The organism is Bombella favorum, assembly GCF_014048475.1.
Taxonomy (GTDB): domain Bacteria; phylum Pseudomonadota; class Alphaproteobacteria; order Acetobacterales; family Acetobacteraceae; genus Bombella; species Bombella favorum.
In genome coordinates, this window is sequence record NZ_NWUS01000002.1 from 57,189 (window position 1) to 82,566 (window position 25,378).

Here is a 25,378-nt window from a genome sequence, read left to right on the forward strand (position 1 = left end):
ATTATATTTCTGGGCCCGGGCCCTGTAATACCGCCCACGGCGGAACGCCTGCCTTCTAAATGTTAAGGAATAGACCGACCATGAACTTCCGCACTGGCCTGATGCTGGGTCTTGCCTGTTCAGCAATGGGTGTTGCCTCTGGTACCTTCATGACCAGCCGCCCGGCCTTCATTTCCACCGCCTGGGCGCAGGAAGCCACAAACAAGGACAGTAACAGCACTCCGGCCAACAGCAACGACAGTAACAATGCTGAGACTGTCCGTATGCTGACACTTCTCGGCACGGTGATGGATATTGCTCACTCGGAATATGTTTCTCCCCTGCCCAACAAGAAGCTCATCCGCAATGCTATTGACGGGATGATCAGTAATCTGGACCCCCATTCCTCCTTCATGGATGCTCAGCAGCTCAAGGACATGCAGGATGAAATGTCCGGCCAGTTTGGCGGGCTGGGGTTGCAGGTCCAAGGTGAGGCTGGCCATGTCCGGGTCATCTCCCCTATTGATGGCACACCAGCAGCCCGTGCGGGCATCCAGTCCGGTGATGTCATCACCATGGTGGACAATAAAAGCATTGCCGACCTCACGTTGGATCAGGCCGTCCGCAAAATGCGCGGCAAGCCGGGAACGCAGATCATCCTGACCATCCTGCGCCCCAAGACCGGCAAACAGCAGAATTACACCCTCATACGGGAGATCATCCATGTGCAGATCGTCCGTTCGGCCCTCTATGGGCAAACAGGCTATATCCGCCTCAGCGAATTTGATGATACCCTTGAGAAAGAAATGCGCAAGGCTTACGGCAAGCTTGTTCAATCTGTTGCCAAGACGCCCTATAAAACCCTGAACGGCCTTGTGCTAGACCTCCGTTCCGACCCGGGCGGAAAGCTGGACCAGGCCATTGCCGTGGCTCGTGACTTCATCAAGAACGGTGAGATCGTCTCCATCCGTGGCCGTCACCCGGAAGGTAACCAGCACTGGGATGGTGTCGATAAGGACATCACCCACGGCCTGCCCATTGTCGTGCTGACCAACGCGGGGTCGGCTTCCGCCAGTGAAATTGTGGCCGGTGCGCTGAAGGACCATCGCCGTGCCGTCATCATGGGGGATCGGACCTTCGGCAAAGGGTCCGTCCAGACGATTATCCCCATCGCCGACCAAGGGGCTATCCGGCTGACAACGGCCCGCTATTACACACCTTCTGGCCGGTCCATCCAGGGGCTGGGCATCACGCCGGATGTGCCCGTACTAGCAAGCCGGGATGATGACAGCCTCTTTACATACCATGAGGCCGATCTCGCCCACACCATCACCAACACAGATGGCAAGCTACCCAAGGAAGCCCCTCGGACAGACCTGCCCGCTTTTGCCAAAACCGTAGAGCGTCTTCCCCCGGCCAAATGGCCCACTTTCGACCCCACGAAGCCGGAAACCGACTTCCAGCTTCAGCAGGCTCTACATTTCATCAACGCACAGGCTGGCGGGCCTGATGCTGCCCATGAGGCCACCCTGCTCGCCCATCCGCAGCTCCCCCATGACGCTACCCCTAGCGAAAACAAAGACGATGCTGCGACAAAGGCAAAGAAGTAAGACCATGACCTTGCGTGAAACACTGGCTTACCGCCCCAATGTCGGCATTGTCCTCTTCAACGGGAAAGGCGAAATCTTCATGGCCCGCAGAGCAGACCTGCCAGGTGATATCTGGCAGTTCCCTCAAGGTGGCATTGATGAAGGTGAAGAGCCGGAACAGGCTGTCTGGCGGGAAATGAAAGAGGAAATCGGCACGAATAATGCCGCCATGATCGGCAAACGTGACGGCTGGTTTCTTTACGACCTCCCGGACCACCTCATCGGCAAGGCCCTGCACGGAAAGTATCGAGGGCAAAAGCAACAATGGTTCCTCTTCCGCTTTACCGGCCAAGACAGCGACATCAAGCTGGATACGTTTGAGGAAATTGAGTTCACTACATGGCGTTGGGTGCCGCCGGAGGATGTCCTCAGCGGCAAGTATAATCTAGGCTTCAAGAAAGAGGTTTATGAACGGCTCTTGCCGGACATCCTTGCCCTCTATCAAGCAGCTTCCAAGGCCTGAGCCTTCACCAGCCGGGCATAAAGCCCGGCTTTGGCCATGAGTTGGGCATGAGTACCCATCTCGACAATCTGGCCCTGATCCAGCACTACAATATGATCGGCACTCTGTACGGTGGAAAGCCGATGGGCCACAATGAGCGTCGTGCGCCCTTGCCGCAGCTGGGTCAGAGCTTCCTGCACACGGGCTTCATTCTCTGAATCCAGCGCACTAGTGGCTTCATCTAGCAGGAGCAGACGAGGATTACGCAGCAGGGCACGGGCCAGCATGATGCGTTGCCTCTGCCCGCCAGAAAGCCGCTGCCCACCGGGGCCGATGACTGTCTCCAATCCCTCCGGCAGATCATGCACAAAATCCAGTGCTGCCATGTGGCAGAGCGCATCCACTTCTGCCCGTGTTGCGGAAGGACGGCCAAGCTGGATATTCTCCCGCACACTCATGTCGAACAAGGCCGTTTCCTGGCTAACATAGGCCAAATGATCCCTCAGGCTGGCCAGTGTAAGGGAGCGTATATCTACTCCCTCCAGCGTGATCGCCCCTTCCGTCACGTCAAACAGGCGAGGGATCAGGGCCAGCATGGTGGACTTCCCCGCTCCGCTCGGCCCGACCAGAGCCACACTCTGCCCCGGCTTCACCTCCAGCGTGAGATGCCGCACCCCGTAATGGCCATCTTCATAACGGTAAGACACATTTTTAAAAACGAGATGCCCCGTCCCTTCTGGCAGAGGGCGGGCATCTGGATAGTCCTTTACGGTTGCTGGTTCATCCATGACGGCAAAAATGCGTCCCAAACCGGCTAGCCCTTCCTGCATGGAGGTATTCAGCGACCCCAAGGCCCGCAATGGCCGAGACGCCGCAAATAGGGCCGCAATAAACGCCGTGAAGTCACCCAACGTAGCCCCGCCCATCGCTGCCCGCCAGCCAGCAAAGCCCAGCACGAAAGCAATCGCCACCCCGCCGATAACTTCCAGCATTGGGTCCAGACGGGCACGATTGCTTGCAATGCGGAAGAACATATCATGCAGACGATCCAATGCAGAACCAATGCGTTGGTGCTCATGCGCCTCCATGCGGTAAATGCGTATCTGCCGGGATAGAGAAAAACTTTCCGTCAGCAGAGCGGAGGCTTCACCCACCTGCTCCTGCATCCCACCAGAGGCCCGCCGTACCCGCCGCCCCAGCTTTTGCACGGGGATGATGGCCAGCGGGTAGAGCACGACCGCAATCAGGCTCAGTTCCCAGTCTGTCCAGATCATAGACGCCACAAGCCCAATGATGGTAATGACATCACCCAACGCATTGACCGAGCGGGTCAATGCCTCTCGCATGGCGAGGGCATCGGTCGTAAAGCGAGCAGCCCAGCGGGCGGGGGCTTCCTTCTCGATCCGGGCGACATCAGCTTGCAGCGCATGGGTGAACATACGCTCTTGAAGACGCCGCACGACCTGAAGAACCAATGCCTGCACACTGACATTCTGCCCGTACTGCGCCAAAGCCTTAGCCCCCGTCACCGCCACTACCAGCATGGGAATCTGGTACAAGATGCGGGGATCATGCGCTGTGAACATGTCGATCGCCCGTTTGATGACAAGCGGATAAGCCGCTGTCAGCAGGGCCATGACAACCGTCAACATGATTATGACCAGCAGACGGAGCCGATTATGGGCGATGTCTTCCCGCCAGAGCCGCCGCATCAAAGAGAAGGTGGTATCATGCGCAGCCCCATCAGCGGGAAGCTGCCTATCTGTCTGCTGTGCCATGTAAGCCTTCTATCAGGCTCCTTACCGAGGTGAAAGCTGCCTACCCAGCCACTCCCGACAGGCTACAGCATCCGGGCGACAGCCCCGCTCCAACCACCAATGCTGCGCTTGCTTCAACCGCTGTCCCATTTCCGGCCCCGGCGTCACGCCAAGCGCAATCAGGTCCCGCCCTGCCAGAGGGAATACCGGTTGCTCCAGCATCGCCAGACGATGCCGCAACTCATCCCAGCCGGTGTCAGGCCGCCCAAGCTCCTGCGCCTGCACCAACCAGCTCCGCAGCAACAAAATGGACCTATCTTGCTGGAAAAGAACCCGCCTCAAAGCGTCATCCTCCAACGTGGCCACCAGCTTTGGCTCCGGCTTTGCAAAAGCGGTTAACATGGCCCGGCTCTCGTTGGAGAGTTTCAAATAAGCACCGATCTCGGCCACGCCCTGCCCACCTACACCACCGGGCGGATATAGCACTGCTAGCCTATGCAATGGCTCGGGGGGATCATCACAAGCCAGCAGACGTTCCAGATCAGACAAAGGCGCATGATGGGGCAGAAGCACAGCAAGGCTACCGGTCTCCTCCATCAGCCCCAACGTCCGCAGAAGCTGTGGACCTGACAGAATCTTCAACAACTCCATCGCTACACGTTCGACCGAAAGACGGGCCATCATATCTTTTAGATGAGCGATGGCCTGACAGGCTTCTTCATCCGGCTGGCCTCGGCCATACCGGGCAAAGAACCGAAAAAAACGCAGACACCGCAGGGCGTCTTCCTCAATGCGCTGGGCAGCCTTACCCACAAAGCGCACCCGCCCCGCCCGGAGATCATCCACCCCTCCGAAATAATCGTAAAGCTGCCCTTCTTGATCCAACGACATGGCGTTGATCGTAAAATCTCGCCGTTGGGCGTCTTCCTGCCAATCATCTGTCCACGCCACGACAGCATGACGGCCATCGGTGCTGACGTCACGCCGCAGGGTGGTAATTTCATACGGATGATGGTCGATCACCGCTGTGACGGTGCCATGCTCAAGACCAGTTGGAATCACCTTGGCCCCAACCTGTTCAAGCCGCCTCTGCGCCTCCTCTGGCGGGAACGGGCTAGCCAGATCAAGGTCATGCACCTCACGCCCGCAAAGGAGGTCTCGCACGCAGCCCCCCACCAACCGGGCTTGTGGCAGAGCCTCCCAAATGCGGCTCAATCCAGCATAACCGGGCACGGTAGAGAGAGCGGCCCGAAGAACTTCAGACGTTGGGCTCAAGGCCATCACAAACAGGACTCCTCAACATCATCCACAGTCTCATCTGGCAAACGGGAGAGAGGAAAGAATATCCCTCGGCTCCAGACGCCCAGACAGGGCTCTCCTTCCACACAACCCGGCACAGCTAGAGCGGCAAGCTCGAACAGCACAGCACGGCTTATGCGGGCTAGAATGGGCTGGCCTCCGGCTCCGGTTCGCATGTGGATGTAGGGTACGGTCGCTCCATCAGCCGGGCGGTCCCAGTCACAGAGGAGAGGATGTTCTGCATCTACACAAACAATCTCATCCAGATTAGTCCGCAGACAGAGCGTCTGCGTCTTCTCCGAACATCCCCGGAAATCCAGCTCCACAGCTAGAAAAGGGACATCATCCACCTGAATGACCCCCGCCTCTGTCGGTGTCCGCAGCCAATAACGACCTTTATGGTCTCGATCGAGACAGGACGCAAACAGGCACAGCATGGCCTTACGACGAATGGGCGTCCCCCGATACAGCCATGCCCCATCCCGCCGAATGTGAAAAGGCAGATGAAGGACCATATCATCCTCGGACATCACGGCTTCATCCGGCCCCTCAAGAACGGGTATAGGCCTTTCATAAGGCTTGATGCTCATGATTGCCTCCTTACTCCCTCATCACAACCCGTCACCATGCCATCCTTCCATCACGATGAACCCCTATGATGGTCCACCACTTTCCTGCGGCACTCCCTTTTTAAAGAGCCCCCTTACATGGTAGCTTACCGTCTGCTCCAGAGTTGGGAATGATCCCGGCCTGTTAAAACCCCCCTACCCTCTGGTTTCCGAATCTGTAATGACCCAGCATCCTCCCATTACCAGCTCACCCTCCGCCCCACAGGGAAAAACGCCTCACCCTGACGATACCGTGCGTGCCTTTGACGGGCTGGCCCCCCGGCTGAAAAAACTCACGCAGGAAATCGGCCGAATCGTCCTCGGGCAGGAAACAGTCATCCAGAATGTGCTGACAACCCTGCTTGGCGGTGGCCATGCGCTGCTGCTTGGTGCGCCCGGGCTGGGCAAGACACTGCTGGTGAATAGCTGCGCTCACGTTCTAGGGCTGGAGGATAGCCGCATCCAGTTTACGCCCGACCTCATGCCCTCGGACATTACCGGGGCGGAGATTCTGGAGCAGGATGAACAGGGCAAACGGCATTTCCGGTTTCTACCGGGGCCCCTTTTCGGGCAACTGGTTCTAGCTGATGAAATTAACCGAGCTAGCCCCCGCACTCAGTCGGCCCTGCTACAAGCCATGGCGGAAGGGCATGTCACGCAGGGAGGCAAGACATGGGCTCTGCCAAAGCCCTTCCATGTTCTGGCCACCCAGAATCCCATCGAGCAAGAGGGGACTTACCCCCTACCAGAAGCCCAGCTAGACCGTTTCATGATGCGTATTCCGCTGGACTTCCCCGCTCGGGACGCCGAACGGCGGATGCTGCTCCAAACCACAGGTGCCACAAAACGGAAAGCCGAGTGTCTATTCTCCACAGCCGACCTGCTCGCTACACAGAAGCTCGTGCGTACATTGCCTGTTGGGGAAACAATCGTGGAGGCCATCCTCACCCTTGTGCGGGGTCTGCGCCCGCAAGATGAGACTGCTAGTGATGACGTCCGCAATGCGCTGGATTATGGCCCCGGCCCCCGTGCCGCCCAGTCCCTCATGATCGCCAGCCGAGCACGGGCCATGCTGCATGGGCGCCTTTCCCCCTCGCTGGAAGATATCCGCATGCTCGCAGAACCTGTTTTGGCTCACCGTCTAGGTATCAACTTCGCCGCCCAGACGCAGGGTGTGGATGCCCGGCAGCTCATCGCTGCACAGCTAAAGCGCATCGGCTAGGCCGGCCCGTTACGACATCGCCCAGAGTACGGACATGGCCAGCTCCTCCTTCTTCCAGCGGTTCTTCAACCCCCGCAGCAAAGAACCCGATACAGGCCCGCAGCCCATCCCCCTGCCAGAGCTGGTACTCGCAGCCCGTGGGCTAGCACGGCAGCTACGCAGCGGGCCACACGGTAATCGCCGGGCTGGAGATGGGCATGAATTCTGGCAGTTCCGCCCCCATCAGCCGACAGAGCCTGCCTCCCTGATCGACTGGAAACAATCTGCCCGCTCGCCAGAGCCTGATCTGCTCTGGGTACGTGAACGGGAGCAACACACCCCCCGCCCCCTCTTCATCTGGGTAGACCCTTCAGCCTCCATGCGCTGGCGTTCCACCACCGCCCTACCAAGCAAATATGGTGCCGCTCTGGAAGATGCTCTCGCCCTTGGGCAAGCAGCTATGCTGGGGGGAGAAGATGTTGGTATTCCCGGCTCCCGCACCCGTTTTTCAGGTCATCAGGCACTCCCCCGGCTGGCCCATGCTCTTACGCAGCTTCCTACGCAGGATGGCACAGGCACAGATGCCGTATTGCCCGGTTTTGCCAGTATTCCCCCTCGTGCTGCCCTACTGCTTGTCAGTGATTTCCTCTGGCCAGAAGAGAGCATACAGCGCTGCCTTGCCCATCTGGCCACCCATCCCGGCCCTATCGCCCTGCTAGCCGTACTGGACCCACAGGAACATCATCTGCCTTTCAGCGGGTCCGTCCAGTTCAGCAGCTGCGAGGCTGAACCGGACCTGACACTCCCTGCCATAGAGAGCCTGCATAACGCCTATCAGCTACGGCTCACCGAACATTTCAGACAACTCGAAAAAGTCGGACGGGGGAAGCGGCCATTTTTCCGCTTCCACATCACCAATCAACCCGCCCTGCCGGTTCTGGCAGGCTGCCATAACTTTTTGCGGGAGCGGGCATGACCTTCCTTTCCCCTTACCTGCTGCTGTTTCTACTCGTTCTCCCCGCCTTATGGTGGCTGGTCCGAGCTATTCCGCCCCAGCCCCGGCGGCAACGTTTCCCCTCCCTCATTCTGCTGCGTACGCTCTCCCCTACCCGGCAGGATGCAGCACGCACACCGCTCTGGCTTCTGATCCTACGTATGGCAGCTCTGGCCCTGCTGATTCTGGCATTCTCCCAACCGCTCTACATTCCCCAGCAGAACCACCAGACACCGCAAAACCTGCTGCTCATTCTGGATAATGATTGGGCGGCCACTCCCCATTGGGAAGACCGGAAGAAACATGCCCTTGCCCTCGGCGAGGCCACCCTCCGTTCTGGTGGGCATGTCGCCCTCCTGCTCAGCGCACCAGAGGCCGATGGCCATATGCCGCGTCTCCTCCAGCCTACTGACCGTATAGCTCTTCAACAGGTGCTATCCGGCCTGTCAGCACAGCCGTGGCCCAGCGACCGGGAAGCCCTTGCCCGGGAGATTCAGGCCCTAGCCCCAGAATTGCGTGATGCCACTGTCATCACCCTGTCTGATGGGCTGGCACAGCCCGGTGATGAGGCCCTACAATCAGCCCTCCAACCAGCCCAGCACAAAGAAGATATACGCTGGCCTCGCTGTGACCTTTTCCGCCTCTCCATACAGCATGGCCCCCATTTAATGGTTCAAGCCGAGACACTCCCCGACTGCCCCAAGCAGACATTCCGCCTGCTGGGCATGAAGCTAGGGGCCGGCAACCATTTCACCATTCAGGCCAACGCCCTCCTCCCCACAGGTACCCCGCATGAGCTGGACCCCCTGCTACCGGAAGCGACAAACCTTGATGCCCTAAACCTGCCCTCCGTTCCCGGTCCGGCGGGGATCGTGCTACTGCCCGGCAGGGCAGGGCAGCGTCGGATTGGCCTTCTACGCACTAATGGGGATGATACCCCACTGACAGGTAGCAACTTCTATCTGGCCCGGGCCATGCAAGCCATCATCCCTTATCAGGAAGGAACAGCAGACAGCCTCCTCCCTCGTCACCCGGACATCATTATCGCTACGGATGGCACCCTCTCCGGCACAGCCTTGGATGATGTACTAGCCTGGGTTCGCAAAGGGGGTATCCTCATCCGCTTTGCAGGGCCTGATCTTGCACGCCAGAGCCAGCAAACCATGAAGGACGATGAAGCTGCCCTCCTGCCCGTACCACTCCTCTCCGGCATGCGGCAGCTTGGCGGGCCGATGTCGTGGGGGACCCCGCAGAAGCTAGCTCCTTTCCCGGTAAATACCCCTTTTGCTGGTCTGGCCATTCCTGATGACGCTACCATTTTCCGCCAACTACTGGCCCAACCTACAGATGACCTGTCCCGCCATGTCTGGGCCACATTGACGGACGGCACCCCGCTTGTAACAGCCCGGCGGGAAGGCCATGGTTTAACAATCCTCTTCCACATCACCCCAACGGCGGATTGGTCCAGCCTGCCCCTCTCGGGCCTGTTCCCCCAGATGATGGAACGCCTCATTACCCGTACACCCACCATGCAGCAGACAGGCGATGCCTCTCACACTCAGTCGGACAGCCTTGCGCCGTGGCGGGTCCTGAACCCTGACAAAACACTCGGTCTGCCAGCCCCGTCTGTCCGCCCTCTTCTCAAGGCAACAGACCAGACAGTTGATGCCCTTCACCAAGTCGGCTTCTATGGCGGGGCAGCACAGCATCACCCGCTCAATCTCGCCGATCATCAACGACCTCTGGCTGATGAAACAGCTCTCGGTTCGCTCCGACCCGCTGGGCAAGCCGTAATAGAGCGTCCCCTCTGGCCAGCCCTTATGCTGCTCGCACTCGGGCTTCTGCTGCTAGACCTCTGCCTTTCTCTGGGCCGGTCCGGGCTTTTCCGCCTATCCCGGCGGGCTATTCTCAGCTTAGGGGGTGGGCTGCTGATCGGGGGGCTTCAGACCTTCTCCCTCCATGCAGCAGACACCGATCAAACCGTCCCCCCTGCCGCCTTGGCGACCCGTCTCGCCCACATCCAGACGGGTGATGCCACGACAGATGACGCCGTTCAGCAAGGGCTTGAAGGGCTGACGGCTTTTCTAAACCAACGCAGCACAACGCATTTGGACCGACCCGTTGGGGTCGTGCCGGGGCAGGATGATCTTGCCTTCTATCCACTGCTTTACTGGCCCATCATACCCGGCACCCATCTGGATGAGGCGGGCAAAACCGCACTGAAGAATTATCTCCAACATAACGGCATGATCCTGATTGATGAAATGGGCGCAGGGGGTGCCATGGATGGCACAGATGGTTCCGCCACGCGTGCGGCCCTCAAAAATGCGACAGAAGGGCTGCCTATCCCTCCGCTCGCCCCCCTAAATGAGCAACACACCCTTTCCCATACCTTTTATCTGCTGCACGATTTCCCCGGTCGCATTGCAGGCCAGCCCGTCTATGTCAGCCGACAAACGAATGATGACAGCGAGGATGTCAGCCCTGTTATCATCGGCAATGCCGACTGGGCCCATGCTTGGGCCGTGGATAAGAATAGGGAACATCCCTTCGCCGTCATTCCCGATGGAGAGAGCCAGCGTACCCTGGCCTATCGTTTTGGTTTCAACACCATCATCTATGCTCTGACAGGCAATTATAAAAACGACCAACGCCATTATCCAGAAATGCTAAAACGCCTCAAAAACGGGGCGGATGATGGGTCAGATGGCCCCGATGAAAGTGAGGCTCCATGACAGGCGCACCTTCTTCCATCATTTGGGCACCTTGTCTGCCGCTCTGGCTACTCACGACACTAGCTACCCTCTGCCTGCTGATCGGCCTTTATGGTGCATTACGGAGGAGCCAAGGCGTCCTCTGGCGGATGGGAGCCCTACTGCTAGGGCTACTCTGGCTGGCCAACCCACGACAGACACATCCGCACATGCAGGTCCAACCACAGGATGCGCTCCTTGTGGTGGACATATCCCCCTCCATGGGGATTGGCGACCGGCAGAAGCTTGTCCAGCAAGCCCGAACACAGCTGCTGCATCAGGGGCGAACACTACATAATCTAACCATCCATGAGCTGGAGGTTCCTGGTGGGAACGGACAGGGAACACGCCTTTTTGAGGCCATGGACCGAGCGTCCCTCTCCCTGAACAATCCGGCAGGAATCTTCCTGCTAACTGATGGGATGGACCATGACATTCCCAGCCAACTCCCTCCTTCCCTCAAGGATATGACAGGGCGTGTCATCCCCCTACACCTTCTACTTGCTGCCAAGGGGGAAGAAACAGACCGGCGCCTCAGGGTTCTCAGTGCTCCGCCTTATGTCATTATCGGCCAGACGGCACATATCCGTATTCAGGTGGATGATCTCGGCACAACAGAGGGGCAGCCTGTCGATATTCTAGAACATGGTCCCGACGGCCAAACCAAAATACTCGCCCATACGCAAAGCGGCCAGCCTGTGGATTTGGACGTACCCGTTACCCATGCTGGCCTGACTCTAAAAGAACTCATTGCCTCTCCCCTACAGGGTGAAGCCTCCCTACGGAACAATAGTACCATCATCCGCCTCCAAGGTGTGCGGGACAGACTACGGGTGCTTCTAGTTTCCGGCGTACCCAATCAGGGGGCCCGTGTCTGGCGTACATTGCTGAAAGCCGATCCCTCTGTCGATCTCGTGCATTTTACCATTCTGCGTTCCCCAGATACGGAGGATGACACACCTCTTTCCGACCTCGCCCTGATCCCCTTTCCCACGCACGAGCTATTCGCCCAGAAGATCAACAGCTTCGATCTCATCATTTTGGATGGCTTCCGCAACCAGAACATCCTACCGGAAAGTTATCTGGAAAATATTGCCCGTTATGTCCGCAAAGGTGGGGGGCTGCTGGTCGTCGGCGGGCCGGAAATGACACAGATCGGTACCCTGCAAGATACCCCTGTCGGTTCTGTTCTACCGGCTCATATTCCGGCAGAAAATGGTGTCATCACACAACCTTTCTCTCCAGAGCGTACGGCACTGGGCCTTTCCCACCCTGTTACGCGGGCTCTGCCAGAACATGGCCCATGGGGTAATAAATGGGGGCCATGGTACAGGGCTCTCCGCACGGACCAGACACAGGGCCGTACTCTACTAGCCACACCTTCCGGCTCGCCCCTGCTTGTGCTGGATCAACGAGGACAAGGGCGTGTGGCCATGCTCCTCTCGGACCAGATATGGCTCTGGTCCCGTGGGGAAAAAGGCGGTGGCCCACAAGCCGAGTTACTGCGCCGCCTCTCGCACTGGCTGATGAAAGAGCCGGAGCTGGAGGAAAATCAGCTAGAAGCCCACATCGACCACGGCCGCTTGACCGTAACCAGAACCACCCTCACACCGCTGCATGATGTGCAAGCGGATGTCATCGGGCCCGATGGACACCATACAGCTCTTCCTCTCACCCATCATATGCCGGAGCATGAAAACCTCTGGTCGGGGAGCCTGATGCTGCCCTCCCTGCCCGAACAAACCGGGCGGATATGGACCATCCATCAGGATGAACTCAGCACGACCGTGGCCTTACCCGATACCAACCCACTGGAGGATCAAGACCTCCGCAGTACCGCTACCGGGCTGGCCTCTCTTGTCGCCCACTCTGGTGGGGCTGTGTTCTGGCTGGGGACTGGCAATGTGCCAGAGATAAGACAGATTGCCGAGGGCCATACACTGCATGGTAAAGGCTGGGCCGGTTTGCCTCTACACCAAACAGCCCTCTCCACCGGCAATACTAGTACAGCTTTTCTACCGGGATGGCTGCTTCTCATCCTCATTCTTGCAATGATGGGCCTTGGCTGGTGGCGTGAAGGACGGTAGAACAACAATAATCCTGCGTTGTGGCCCCGTGGTTCTGTAAAACTGACAGGCCCTTGCCACGGCCTGACGTGATCCCTGCGGCCCGTCCCGTGGCTGGTAGAAGAGAAGGCACTGTTCCCGATCATGCGCCCATTGAGTTCATTCCTGCCCCGTCTCGCTTTCGCCATCGGTCTTTCGGCTGCTTCGGTTGTGGTTATGCCACACCGTGCCCATGCACAGTCCGCTGATGAAGCTGAAGCCGAACAGGAAGCCATGGATGCCCAGAAACAGGCTGACGCCCGCAAAGAGGCGCGCCGCTCTGCCCCGCCTTCGGCTCTGCCTGGTGCTGACACTAATGATGGCGATAACAGCCACGCTCGAGTGGACATCAATCCAACCGCTGCCCTCTTTGATGCCATCAATCGTGGCTCTCTCCTTGGTGCAAAAGAGGCACTGAGCCGTGGTGCGGACATCAATGCCCGTAACGTACTGGAGCAGACCCCGCTGGACCTCGCCATTGACCTCGGCCGCAATGACATCATGTTCCAGCTTCTTTCCCTGCGGACCTACAACCCGGACGGCAAGCTCATCACCAGCACTACGCATGATGAAACCGACACTCATATCTCCGTCAGCGGTCAAGCCAGCCTCGCTGCTAAAGCTCCGGCACCTGTTGTAGAAAATCCGGGGCAGCCACTCCCATCAGTCGGCTTCCTGGGTTTTAATGGGCCATCCGCCCCTCCAACTCGGAAGGCCGTAGCTCATGCGCCACAACGTGGTGCCCGCCCGGTTGCACATCATACAACCCACCACAACACGCCCGCCCACAAGGCAACGCCACAGTAAGCGACTGTTTCGTTCATGAAACCTACAAAAAAGCCCTTCTCCGGGTTCCCCCGGGAAGGGCTTTTTTTATGACCTCTACGGCCCCTTTAGGAAGACGCCATAAGGGGCAGCGCACTGTAATAAATGATGGAAATACCTGCGAGGCAGATGAGGAACACCAACAGGTCCCAACAGAAACTAACAAAGGCAGATCGCTTCTGCGGGCGCATGATGACGATGTGAAACAAAATGGCAAAAACCAGTGCTATAACAGCAATGACCAACCCTGTATGTGTCTCAAAAAAATCCACGCTCCACCCTCCTTCATATCCTGAAGTGCCTGCCTTCAGGCACTCCTACGCAACAGGTGCGTCTCTTGCCGTAAGGTATCAATGGGTAGGAACTGCCCGTCCCGCTCAAAATACCAGAATGTCCAACCATTGCAGGATGCCGCATTAGTCAACAGAGCCCCCAGTTTATGGATAGACCCCCGATGCTGGCCAGAAACCAACGTGCCATCTGGCGAGACACGGGCTTTCAACCGCCGTTGGCGATCGTACACAACCGTACCGGCAGGCAGACTACCATTCTCCACGAATGACCCGAAAGGAATACGGGGCATCTCTCGCTTGGCTGGGGTGATCTCCAACTGATCCGGCGGAAGAACCTCCACCCGCTCCAGACGCGCTTCTGCCGCCTTGATGTAATCCGGGTGACGCTCAATAGCGAGATAACGACGCCCCAGCTTTTTGGCCACGGCAGGCGTCGTTCCCGTTCCACAGAACGGGTCCAGCACCACATCGTCCTCTACGGTCGAGGCCAGAAGAGTACGATGCAGAAGGCTTTCCGGCTTCTGCGTTGGGTGTAGCTTCAGCCCATGCTCGTTCTTCAGCCGCTCATTCCCCGTGCAGAGAGGCAGGTACCAATCTGAACGCATCTGAAGGTCCTCATTTAGAGCCTTCATCGCCTGGTAATTAAAACGATACTTACTCTCCGGGCCACGAGCCGCCCAGATCAGCGTTTCATGAGCATTGGTAAAGCGACGTCCCCGGAAATTAGGCATCGGGTTCGACTTACGCCAGATAATATCATTCAGGATCCAGAAGCCCAAATCCTGCATGATCGCCCCAAGGCGAAAAATATTATGATAAGAGCCAATGACCCAAATGGTGCCATCCTTGTGCAACAGGCGTCGTGCCTCACCCAGCCATGCACGGGTAAATTCATCATAGGCCTCATAGCCCGTGAACTTATCCCAGTCGTCATCCACGCCATCCACCACGCTCTCATCCGGGCGGCGCAATTCTCCCCGCAACTGGAGATTATAGGGGGGATCGGCAAAAACACAGTTCACACTGGCATCCGGGAGGGTCTTCATCACCTCCACACATTCCCCACGTAGAATCCTGTTCAGGGGCATATCCGCTTTCATGCTGCGTGAACCTTTGCTGCGATCATCTGCTTCACAGGGGCAAAGCTGCGCCTGTGGTGGAGGGTTACACCCTCTTCTTTTAATCCTGTCAGATGATGTGCCGTGCCGTACCCAGCGTTTCGCTCCCAGCCATAATCACCATGCCGTGTGGCGAGGCGGGTCATGAGCCTGTCCCGTACAACCTTAGCCAGAATGGAGGCCGCAGCAATGGAGAAGCTCTTACCATCCCCTTTGATAACCGTCTCCACCATGCAAGGCAGCTTAGGAGCACGATTGCCATCAATCAGGGCAGCAACAGGCCATTCCCCCAGCTCTTCAGCCAGACGATACATGGCACGCTGCATGGCCAAATGGCAGGCCTGGCCGATATTCAGCCGGTCGATCTCCGGGACAGAAGCCGCACCAAGAGCAGCACAAACCGTATCGTCCTCTAGCAGGGCCGCATAAGCCTTCTCACGCCGACGGGCTGTCAGCTTCTTGGAATCATCCAACAAACCGGACAACAAGGGCGATGGCGGCGTGCGGAACACAACAGCTGCCGCCACGACAGGCCCAGCCAAAGGGCCACGACCGACTTCATCCACACCGGCCACGAGCCCGTTATACTGTTCTTCCAGGCTATAATCCGGCATGGGGTCCTTCTTCCGCTCGCCTCATACGGCACATCATCTGTAATGCGCCGATTCTGAATCACTACGAGTCGAAAGAAAAGACCTTTTTTGAAATAAAATGAGTCAAGAGTAGAATTTGGAATAATACTGCCTAAAAAATAGGCATATACCCATCAAATCGCTCTATTAGAGCTGTTCCTGCCCATCCTGAGAGGGAGCAGTATCGTCCGTTCCAGCATCATGATGCACATCCTGACCCGGCTGCGCTTTATGCGGCGCAGAGGCCGCAGGCTGCTCTACCTGTTTCTGCTTCAAAAACAGGTCGAACCCTGGAGGAGGATTAGAAAACAAGACGGCCGCCTGCAGAAGGTTCAGAAAGATATAGGCAGCAAACAGCCCACCTCCTCGGTGAAGCACCTTTCTACGGCACCAAAAATACCCCGGTAGAAACAGCCACCACCAGAAAGATGGCGGCCTCACCCCGGCACGAGCTAGCGTCTGCCGATCTTTTACGAGGGTCAGAAACAAAATGGCAGAAACGCAGAGGCTCGTTATGGGTCGCCCCGGTGTCACGGCCCAGTGTGTCTGCTGACCGACCACGAGTAGTAGAAGATCAATCAACCCGGGCACCAGCATCAGCCAAGCCCAGACGGAGGAGACATGCCCCTCCTTTTTAGCTTCATCAGATGGGAGCGGCTTCTCGGTAGAAATGAGTATCCGAACACCAGCGGAAGGCGACACTAATCCAGCCTTACTGGCGGGTCGCCACTCATTTCCGAACCCCGGATGCCAGACGAGGGTCTGCGGACGGATATGACGATGAACGATCAGCCGTACCATCTCGCTGTGCGATACCGGCCCGACCTGCTGACCATCACGTTCGTAATACCACTGCATGAACCCTCTCCAGCTCCCTCTTTCCTTGGTTTAGCCACGCTTTCTGAAAATAAGGCGACCAATCACCAGCCCAACGAGGGAAACAATCCCCAGAGCAACAAAAGGACGCTCCTGGATGAAAGCTGTCACTGCTTCCAGGCGGCTCTCATTGGCATCATAAAGGTCTGCAAATTCATGCTTGGCACGGCCGCCCAGCTGATCAATCTTACCGCCTGCCTGCATAGCAGCATCACCAGAGATTGCACCAACTGCATCCTTAACCCGGCCCTTGGCTTCCTGCACGAACCCTTCGGCCTTCACAGAAGTTGTATCAACCATATCCATCGCTCCCAATCAGCGCCGTGCATTTTGCATGCATCATTTCACGTGCGGTGTCCTGCGCACCATGCGGCAAAGCACCACCCCGCAGATATGTAACCCTTAGGGGTTTTCTTCAAGAGGGAGAGGCAAGCACTCCGAAAGGAGAAAGGTATTTTTATGATTACCGAATGTTTTGGTGCAATTCCAACCAACCATCTTTAATATGCGCCAGACCTTCTGACATTATGTCGATAATGTGTATGCCCCTCGCTACTTCTACCATCAGGAGCGCCCTTCTGCCATGAGCACCGCCCCAGCTTCAGAAATAAGACAGGCCAGAAAGGGGAAAAAATGGTGGATTATCGGGGCAGTCCTGCTCGCTATCCTTCTTTTCCTGTTCCTGCGCCCCAACATCGGTGACAATCGCTCCGCTCATGCCCGTGGCGATACTGTGCAGGCCGTTGCCGTGGATACAGCCCATCGGGCCGATGTTCCCGTTATTCTCCAGCTGCTTGGTACGGTCGTACCCATTACCAACGTCACCATCACACCTCGTGTCAGCGGGCATATACTGGCCGTCTATTATGAAGAGGGGCAGCATGTTCATCGTGGTGAGGAGCTGGAACTGATCGACCCCCGCCCCTACGAAGCCACTTTGCACCAATATATGGGCACTCTTGCTGCCGACCGCGCCCAGCTGGCTAAAGCGCGTGTGGACAATGCCCGTTACCAGAAGCTGATAAAACAGAACTCCACCTCCGCCATGTTGGCAAAGGATCAGGAATTCACCGTCAAACAGCTAGAAGGGCAAGTTGCCTTTGATGAAGCCAATGTCCGCAACGCTACGCTCAATGTCCTTTATTGCCATATCGTCGCCCCCGTGGATGGCCGGGTGGGTATCCGTGCGCTGGATGCTGGAAACTATGTCACTGTCGGGCAGTCTGGCGGGCTAACGACCCTAACGCAGATGCAACCCATTTCCGTTATTTTCACCTTGCCGCAAAACAACCTGCCAGATGTGCAGGAGCAGCTTGCCAACCACCCCAGCCTAACCGTGGAAGCATGGAGCAGCGACAATACCACTCGTCTCGCCGTTGGTACGGTCAAAGCGCTAGATAGCCAGATTGATACTGCAACCGGCACAGTCCGCCTGCGTGGCATCTTCCCCAATGAGGGCGAACGCCTCTTCCCTAATGAGTTCGTCAATACTCATCTTCTCGTCCAAACGCTGAAGGGTGCTCTCGTTGTGCCCGGTAATGCCATCCAGACAGGCCCTGATGGTGCCTTTGTGTATGCCGTGCAGCAGGACATGACCGTTGCCATCCACCCCGTAAAGACCGGCTATAGTGATGACCATCTAACTGTCATCCTATCTGGCCTAAAGGAAGGGGACCGGGTCGTGACGGATGGCATCAATCATCTGCGGCCTGGTAGCAAAGTCGTCATTGCCGCTGGCCCCGGCACCCCCGAGCCCCCGGCCAACACGCCGTCACATTAATGACTGCACGGATGCCCACGCCCTTTTCCTGCCCGTCGACTGGAAGTACGAGCCTGTGAATCCTTCACGTCTCTTCATCGAACGCCCCGTTGCCACCAGCCTACTCATGCTGGCCATTATGCTGGCTGGCCTGCTGGGCTATCACTTCCTGCCCATCTCGGCCCTACCGGAAGTGGAATATCCTACCATCACGGTCTCCACCTTCTACCCCGGGGCCAGCCCGGACGTGATGAGCACATCTATTACTGCTCCGCTAGAAACCCAGCTGGGCCAGATGGCCGGGCTGGACCAGATGACATCACAATCTTCCGGCGGGGCCTCGGTCATCACGCTACGTTTCGGCCTGAATATGAAGATAGATATTGCCGAACAGGAAGTGCAGGCCGCCATCAATAATGTTGGCTCGCTGTTACCCAGCGATCTCCCCGCCCCCCCCATCTATGCCAAGGTCAATCCGGCCGATACACCGGTCATGACATTGGGCATCACTTCCCGCATCATGCCGCTGCCGGAGGTAGAGGATTACGTCAATACACGGCTAGTCCAGAAGATCAGTCAGATCTCCGGTGTTGGGCTGGTGACACTCTCTGGCGGTAATCGTAAGGCCTATCGGGTCCAGATCAATGTTCCTAAGCTGACCTCCTACGGCATCGCCTTAGATACGGTCCGGACCATCATCGGTACCGTAAACGTCAACTCCCCAACCGGGACATTCGATGGGCCACAACACGCCACATCTCTGCGGATTGATGGGCAGATTCAGTCCGTCCAGCAACTTATGGATCAGATTATCGCCTATCAGAACAATGGGCCGATCCGCCTCCGGGATGTCGGGCGTGTTGTAGAAGGCGCAGAAAACAGCCAGCTTGCTGCATGGGCTAACAAGACGCCCGCCCTTATCCTCAACATCCAACGTCAGCCCGGGGCGAATGTCATTGCCGTGGCGGATAATGTACGGACCATTCTACCACGCCTGAAGCAGGACCTCCCGCCAGGCATCGACATCATCCCTCTGACCGATCGCACCACCACCATCCGCGCTTCCGTTAATGATGTAGGGTTCGAGCTAGTCCTCGCCATGCTCCTTGTGGTGGGTGTTATCTTTGTCTTCCTTTGCAATGTGCCAGCCACCATCATTCCCGGCCTCTCCGTTCCGCTCTCGCTGATCGGTACCCTGTCGGCAATGTACATGATGGGTTTCTCGCTGGATAATCTATCCCTTATGTCCCTCACCATTGCTTCTGGCTTCGTGGTGGATGATGCGATTGTGGTGATTGAGAACATTTCCCGCTTCGTAGAGGCTGGGGAAGACCGCTATAGCGCAGCCCTGAAGGGTGCAAAGGAAATCGGCTTCACCATCATTTCCCTGACTGTGTCGCTCATTGCTGTTCTCATTCCACTGCTCTTTATGAGCGATGTAGTGGGCCGCCTCTTTCATGAATTCGCCATGACGCTGGCCATCACCATCACTATATCGGCTCTTGTCTCCATCACGCTCGTGCCCATGATGTGCGCCCGTATGCTGAGCGAGCATAGGCTGGATGAAGAAGGCCAAACCCACCGGAAAGGCTGTCTAGCCCTCTTCGCCCGGCGAACTAATCAGATGATGGAATGGGCCATCGGTCATTATGACCGTGCGCTAAATGTTGTCTTCCGGCATCAACCCCTGACACTGCTAACAACAGTGGGCAGCCTCATCATCACATGTCTCTTGGCATGGTCCATACCGAAAGGCTTTTTCCCGCCACAGGATACGGGCGTCATTCAGGCCATTTCTGTCATGCCAGCCAATATCTCCTTTGAGGGGATGCAGAAAAAACAAGCCGAACTGGGGGCCCTCCTCCTTCAGGACCCGGATATTGTCAGCCTGTCCTCCTTCATCGGCATTGATGGCCAGAATATGACGCTTAATTCCGGCCGTTTTCTCATCAATCTCAAACCGAAAGAAGAGCGGGGGGACTCTCTGACTGGGATACAGGCCCGACTAGAAAAAGCCGCTACCTCTCTGCCGGGTGTTCATCTTTACACCCAGCCCGTGCAGGACCTTTCGCTGGAATCCTCCGTTTCGGCCATGCAGTATCAGTTCCTGCTAGAAACGCCCGATTATAGTGATTTCTCGCTCTGGGTACCCCGCTTCCTTGATGCGCTGAAGCATGAGCCATCACTAGGTGGTGTCACTTCGGACCTTCAGGCGGACGGGCTGACAGCCATGCTCACGCTGGACCGAACCAACGGTGCCCGCTATTCCATCACACCGCAGACGGTCGATAACCTTCTTTATGACAGTTTCGGCCAGCGTCAGATTTCCACTATCTACACGCAGTCCAACCAATACCGTGTGATTCTGGAAACTGATCCACGCTTCCAAAAACATGAGAGTAGTCTCTCCCAGCTCTACCTACCTGGTATCTCTTCCGAGGCAGGCGGCAGCACGACCGGCCCCAGCCGTCAACCTACATCGGGCCTTGTGCCTCTGCTTCAGGTCACGACCCTCTCCCGCATGGTCTCTCCGCTGCTCATTACCCATTACGGGCAGTTCCCGGCCACGACCATCTCCTTTAATGTCGCACCGCACCATGCTCTGGGCGAAGCCACCACGGCCATTGAACATATCCGCGAGAAAATCGGCCTGCCTGCTACCTTCCAGACGGCTTTTCAGGGTACAGCGGCGGCCTTTCAGAACTCTCTGACTAATGAGCTGGGGCTGGTTATTGCCGCTGTTGTGGCTGTTTATATCGTGCTGGGTGTTCTGTATGAGAGTTTCATCCATCCTGTGACGATCCTCTCAACCCTCCCTTCCGCAGCTATTGGTGCCCTCCTTGGGTTATATATGTTCGATATGCCGCTGGACATCATGGGTATCATCGGCATTGTGCTACTGATCGGCATTGTGAAGAAAAACGCCATCATGATGATCGACTTTGCCCTTCAGGCCGAGCGTCAGGATGGCTTGCCCCCTATCCAAGCCATCCGTCAAGCTGCCCTGCTACGGTTCCGCCCTATTCTCATGACAACCCTCGCTGCCCTGTTCGGGGCATTACCTCTCCTGCTGAGCGTAGGAACAGGGGCGGAGCTGCGCCGCCCGCTCGGTGTGGCCATCGTTTTTGGGCTTATGCTGTCGCAGCTTCTGACTCTGTTCACCACGCCCGTCATTTATCTTTTCATGAATACATGCAGCCAGAAGGTGAAACGTCTTTTCCAGAACCGTCCTGACAGAAACGGCCTGCCTGCTGATACGCCGTGACGCTTATACGCCTCTTCGTCACCCGACCGGTCGGGACCATCCTCATGACGCTGGCCATGTTTTTGGCGGGCTGCATCGGCTATGTGAACCTGCCTGTCTCTGACCTTCCGGACGTTGATTTCCCGGTTGTTATGGTCATTGCCAACCAACCGGGTGGCTCCCCTTCCGAAATTGCCAGTACAGTTGCCGAGCCACTAGAGCGTCATCTTGGGGCCATTGCCGGGATTAGGGAGATCACCTCCCAATCTACCGTTAATCAAACCAGAATCCTTCTTCAGTTCGATCTTTCACGGGACATTGATGGTGCTGCCAGGGATGTTCAGTCTGCCCTAAGGGCGGCTCGACAAGACCTGCCCACTACCCTGCGCAGCGACCCCAGCTATATGAAGGCCAATGCAAACGGGCCGCCCATCATGGTCCTCTCGCTAACCTCATCCACACGCACGCCCCAGCAGCTCTACGATTTTGCCAACAATATCATCATGCCCGGCCTCAGTCAGGTCGAAGGGGTTGGCAATGTGGATATTCACGGCAGCGCCCTGCCCGCTGTGCGGGTGGAGATCAACCCCCTACGGCTCTTCCGCTACGGCATCGGTTTTGAAGATATCCGAGCAGCCCTGACATCCGCTAATGCTCACACGCCCAAAGGCTTTATCGAAATTCGGGGCAAACGCCTCATCCTCGCCACGAATGACCAAGCCACAAAGGCAAATGCTTACCGATCCCTCATCATCGCCTACCGCAATGGCCAGCCTGTGCGCCTCTCCGATGTCGCAGAGGTCGTGGATAGTGCAGAGGATCTCCGTCAGGCAGGGTATGTCAACGGAGAGCCGGATATCATCTGCACCGTCTATCCCCAAAGCGGGGCGAATATCATCAGAACCACCGATGGGCTGAAAGCCCGCCTGCCTATGCTACAGGCCGCCCTTCCGGGCAATACGCATCTGGAAATCCAACTCGACCGCTCCATCACCATCCGGGCCTCTCTGGCCGACACACAGCGCACGCTCATCCTGTCCGTCATTTTGGTCGTGTTCGTGGTGTTGCTCTTCCTGCGGGATGGTGTGTCTGTCCTCATCCCCGCTATCGTTGTGCCTGCCTCTATCATCACCACCTTCGCCCTGATGGAGCTGCTTGGGTATCAGCTAGACACCATGTCACTCATGGCCTTAACCATCGTAACCGGCTTTGTGGTGGATGATGCTATTGTCGTGCTGGAGAATATTACCCGTCACCGGGAAATGGGCAAAACAGCACAACAAGCCGCCATAGATGGCGCCGGGGAAGTCGTATTCACCGTTATTTCCATCACACTCTCTCTGGTCGTAGTGTTCGTGCCTATCCTGCTTATGGATGGCGTGTCTGGCCTATTCTTCCATGAATTTGCTGTGACGATCATTCTAGCGCTCTGCGTTTCCATGATGCTGTCTCTCAGCCTAACCCCCATGCTCAGTGCCCTGCTGCTATCCTTGGAGGGGAGTAACCGTTCCGATACGGGCCATCTCCGCCGTAGTCTGCGCTGGTGCGGGCAAAAACTGGATGAAGGCTTCCACAAGCTGACAAGTGGCTATATGCGCTCACTTCGGGTGGTCATGCGCCACCCGGTACCTGTGCTGCTCTCCTTACCTCTCAGCCTTATTTTGGCGGGCTGGCTCTTCACCACCCTCCCCAAGGAGCTGTTTCCTCAACAGGATGAAAGTATGCTCATGGGGCGATTAGTGGCCGATCAGGACATTTCCTTCCATGCTCTTCAGGCTCTAACCACCAAGGTAGAAAAAAGGCTGGCAAAAGACCCCGACGTTGTCAGCGTTATCGGCGGCCCCGGGAAACGCTCCGCCAACTCTGTGAACCTATTTGTCACGCTGAAGCCCAAAGCTGAACGCACGGACGATATTTCCGTCACGATCAACCGGCTCAACCACATTTTCCACCGCAAGGCGGACTTCTCCATCCGGCTACGCCTGCCCAGCATGATCGGCGGAGGGGCCCGCTCCACCGATGGTGCCTATCAATACAGCCTGCAAGGAGATTCTGCCGAAGAACTGTACCGATGGACACCACGGGTTGTAGAGGCTCTCTCCCACCTGCCCATGCTGGCTGATGTCACCTCCGACATGGAACAGGGCGGCCGTGGTATCACACTGGCCATTACCCGGGATACGGAAGCCCGCTACAATATCACCCCTCAGCTTGTCAGCAACGCCCTGTATGATGCCTTCGGCCAACGGGCAGCGTCCGTCATCTACGAACCCCTAAACCAATATCGTGTCATTATGGAGGCAGCCCCCGTTTTCTGGTCTGACCCGGACTTTCTGGCGCAGATGCGTGTCAGCATCACGGGGGGAACGGCCAACGGGGCTTATGCCTCCAACAACATCCGCGTACGGTCTAACAAAACTTCCGCCTCTCTTTCGCAGAGCCAACTGTCCTACATGAACTCCGTGGCCAATGCGCTCGCTGGGGGAAAGTCGGCCTCTAGCGGGTCCGCCGTGACGACGAGCAGCGAGACCATGGTGCCCCTGCCGCTGCTCGGCCCCTTGCGGAATGTCAATGCGCCTCTGTCCGTTAACCATCAGGGGCAGTTTGTGGCTACGACCATATCCTTCAACCTTGCACCAGGTGCCACATTAGGGCCTGCCATTCAGGCCGTGGAGCAAGCCATGGTTCGGCTCCACCTCCCCAACGCCATACAGGGCGGCTTTACCGGCAATGCTGCCAGCCTCAAGAAATCCGTCAGCCGGGAACCTCTATTGATCCTTGCAGCACTAATTGCCGTTTATGTCGTGCTGGGCATCCTCTATGAAAGCCTGATCCACCCGCTGACTATCCTTTCTACGCTCCCCTCTGCGGGTGTAGGGGCATTGCTGGCTGTTGGCTTTTTCGGGCAACCTTTCTCGCTTCTGACACTGATCGGCGTCATCCTGCTGATCGGTATCGTCAAAAAGAACGCCATCATGCTCATCGACTTTGCCATCCATGCACGCCATCACGGCAAAGGCGCACAAGAAGCTATTCTGACAGCCAGCCATCTGCGCTTCCGTCCTATTCTCATGACAACCTTTGCGGCAGCTCTGGGGGCCGTTCCTCTGCTGATAGGCAATGATTATGGCAGCGAAATGCGCCAACCACTCGGCCTATCTATTCTAGGGGGGCTATGCCTCAGCCAGCTTCTAACCCTCTATACGACCCCAGTTGTTTATCTCTCGCTTGACCGGCTGAGCTACAAGGTAAAACAGTACGTCTTCAAAAAACGCACATTGAGCAATCCAAAATCATAAATCTGGGTCAGAACAAGGCAGCATAGTACCGTCACTTGGACTTAAACCCTGTGTGAGTGAATGGGCATACGTCCTGAAGAAATCAAAAAGAGCAACAATCTTGGCACAGCTGCGGACGATGACGGCGTCGTATCATTTCTATTCTCCATTACCGTCTCTGAAAGAAACATATATTGAGCCTTCCAAGCAAAGACTAAAATAAAGCTATATTGCCTGAACGATATTCAAAATGAATCTATTAAACATGAATATCTGAAGAAATCGTAAGAGATTACAGCTCCATGTGGGTGCCGACAGGTTTGTTCATACAAAACAGGTACCCACATATGGGCGTATATTTAGAGCCTTTCCATATAATCCATTTCTGACAAAAAGCCTTCCTGCTGTAGCCATTGCAGACAGGAAATAGCGTAGCCACACAAAACATCACATCCTGCCTTTCTTTCCCCACACGATACCGCTAGCACCTACCAGCCTCCTCCGTAGCCCACTGATGTTCCTTATTCTAAAAAAGTAATAATGCTCATGAATGTGCCTTCATCTGA

General features: G+C 56.8%; 18 protein-coding genes. 10 read left to right on the forward strand and 8 right to left on the reverse strand.

Annotation, left to right across the window (positions count from 1 at the left end; translation table 11 throughout):
* Window positions 1-80 precede the first annotated feature (80 nt).
* A complete protein-coding gene (locus CPA57_RS05495) occupies window positions 81-1,589 on the forward strand; it encodes a S41 family peptidase (RefSeq protein ID WP_182081883.1) in 1,509 nt (502 codons plus the stop codon).
* A gap of 4 nt (window positions 1,590-1,593) precedes the next feature.
* On the forward strand, window positions 1,594-2,091 hold the full coding sequence (locus tag CPA57_RS05500; RefSeq protein ID WP_182081884.1) for an RNA pyrophosphohydrolase: 498 nt from the start codon (window positions 1,594-1,596) through the stop codon (window positions 2,089-2,091).
* On the opposite strand, the gene CPA57_RS05505 is transcribed toward CPA57_RS05500, so the two are convergent.
* The 3 genes from CPA57_RS05505 to CPA57_RS05515 all read right to left on the reverse strand — a co-directional run bounded on the left by CPA57_RS05505 (window position 2,070) and on the right by CPA57_RS05515 (window position 5,656).
* A complete protein-coding gene (locus CPA57_RS05505; protein ID WP_182082085.1) occupies window positions 2,070-3,782 on the reverse strand; it encodes an ABC transporter ATP-binding protein in 1,713 nt (570 codons plus the stop codon). The genes CPA57_RS05500 and CPA57_RS05505 overlap by 22 nt on opposite strands.
* A gap of 87 nt (window positions 3,783-3,869) precedes the next feature.
* Window positions 3,870-5,108, reverse strand: coding sequence for a CCA tRNA nucleotidyltransferase (locus CPA57_RS05510; RefSeq protein WP_182081885.1), 1,239 nt, complete (start codon window positions 5,106-5,108; stop codon window positions 3,870-3,872).
* Window positions 5,108-5,656: a DUF1285 domain-containing protein gene (locus CPA57_RS05515; RefSeq protein ID WP_229709318.1), complete on the reverse strand. Its 549-nt coding sequence runs from the start codon at window positions 5,654-5,656 to the stop codon at window positions 5,108-5,110. Before CPA57_RS05515 ends, CPA57_RS05510 begins: the two co-directional genes overlap by 1 nt.
* Before the next feature lie 259 nt (window positions 5,657-5,915).
* Here CPA57_RS05515 and CPA57_RS05520 point away from each other — a divergent pair, with 259 nt between their 5' ends.
* The 5 genes from CPA57_RS05520 to CPA57_RS05540 all read left to right on the forward strand — a co-directional run bounded on the left by CPA57_RS05520 (window position 5,916) and on the right by CPA57_RS05540 (window position 13,594).
* Entirely contained in the window at window positions 5,916-6,956 is a 1,041-nt protein-coding gene (locus CPA57_RS05520) for an AAA family ATPase (RefSeq protein WP_182081887.1), read from the forward strand.
* A 34-nt stretch (window positions 6,957-6,990) separates the two neighbouring features.
* Window positions 6,991-7,911, forward strand: coding sequence for a DUF58 domain-containing protein (locus CPA57_RS05525; RefSeq protein WP_182081888.1), 921 nt, complete (start codon window positions 6,991-6,993; stop codon window positions 7,909-7,911).
* Entirely contained in the window at window positions 7,908-10,664 is a 2,757-nt protein-coding gene (locus tag CPA57_RS05530; RefSeq protein WP_182081889.1) for a DUF4159 domain-containing protein, read from the forward strand. Before CPA57_RS05525 ends, CPA57_RS05530 begins: the two co-directional genes overlap by 4 nt.
* On the forward strand, window positions 10,661-12,769 hold the full coding sequence (locus tag CPA57_RS05535) for a glutamine amidotransferase (RefSeq protein WP_182081890.1): 2,109 nt from the start codon (window positions 10,661-10,663) through the stop codon (window positions 12,767-12,769). Before CPA57_RS05530 ends, CPA57_RS05535 begins: the two co-directional genes overlap by 4 nt.
* A 123-nt stretch (window positions 12,770-12,892) precedes the next feature.
* Window positions 12,893-13,594 (forward strand): ankyrin repeat domain-containing protein, encoded by a 702-nt coding sequence (locus tag CPA57_RS05540; protein ID WP_182081891.1) that lies wholly within the window; start codon window positions 12,893-12,895, stop codon window positions 13,592-13,594.
* Window positions 13,595-13,680: 86 nt separating this feature from the next.
* Here the strand turns inward: CPA57_RS05540 and CPA57_RS05545 are convergent, their stop codons facing one another.
* The 5 genes from CPA57_RS05545 to CPA57_RS05565 all read right to left on the reverse strand — a co-directional run bounded on the left by CPA57_RS05545 (window position 13,681) and on the right by CPA57_RS05565 (window position 16,831).
* On the reverse strand, window positions 13,681-13,884 hold the full coding sequence (locus CPA57_RS05545) for a hypothetical protein (protein WP_182081892.1): 204 nt from the start codon (window positions 13,882-13,884) through the stop codon (window positions 13,681-13,683).
* Window positions 13,885-13,919: 35 nt separating this feature from the next.
* Window positions 13,920-15,005, reverse strand: coding sequence for a site-specific DNA-methyltransferase (locus tag CPA57_RS05550; RefSeq protein WP_182081893.1), 1,086 nt, complete (start codon window positions 15,003-15,005; stop codon window positions 13,920-13,922).
* Entirely contained in the window at window positions 15,002-15,637 is a 636-nt protein-coding gene (locus CPA57_RS05555; protein WP_182081894.1) for a ribonuclease HII, read from the reverse strand. Before CPA57_RS05555 ends, CPA57_RS05550 begins: the two co-directional genes overlap by 4 nt.
* Window positions 15,638-15,802: 165 nt before the next feature.
* Window positions 15,803-16,513: a DUF4339 domain-containing protein gene (locus CPA57_RS05560; RefSeq protein WP_182081895.1), complete on the reverse strand. Its 711-nt coding sequence runs from the start codon at window positions 16,511-16,513 to the stop codon at window positions 15,803-15,805.
* A gap of 30 nt (window positions 16,514-16,543) precedes the next feature.
* Window positions 16,544-16,831, reverse strand: a complete 288-nt coding sequence (locus CPA57_RS05565; protein ID WP_182081896.1) for a CsbD family protein — start codon at window positions 16,829-16,831, stop codon at window positions 16,544-16,546.
* 283 nt (window positions 16,832-17,114) lie between these two features.
* On the opposite strand from CPA57_RS05565, the gene CPA57_RS05570 reads away from it, so the two are divergent.
* The 3 genes from CPA57_RS05570 to CPA57_RS05580 are packed head-to-tail and all read left to right on the forward strand — an operon-like array spanning window position 17,115 to window position 24,833.
* Window positions 17,115-18,311, forward strand: coding sequence for an efflux RND transporter periplasmic adaptor subunit (locus CPA57_RS05570; RefSeq protein ID WP_182081897.1), 1,197 nt, complete (start codon window positions 17,115-17,117; stop codon window positions 18,309-18,311).
* 55 nt (window positions 18,312-18,366) lie between these two features.
* Window positions 18,367-21,555: an efflux RND transporter permease subunit gene (locus tag CPA57_RS05575; protein WP_182081898.1), complete on the forward strand. Its 3,189-nt coding sequence runs from the start codon at window positions 18,367-18,369 to the stop codon at window positions 21,553-21,555.
* Complete coding sequence (locus tag CPA57_RS05580; RefSeq protein WP_182081899.1) at window positions 21,552-24,833, forward strand: efflux RND transporter permease subunit; 3,282 nt, start codon at window positions 21,552-21,554, stop codon at window positions 24,831-24,833. Before CPA57_RS05575 ends, CPA57_RS05580 begins: the two co-directional genes overlap by 4 nt.
* The last annotated feature ends 545 nt before the right edge of the window (window positions 24,834-25,378 follow it).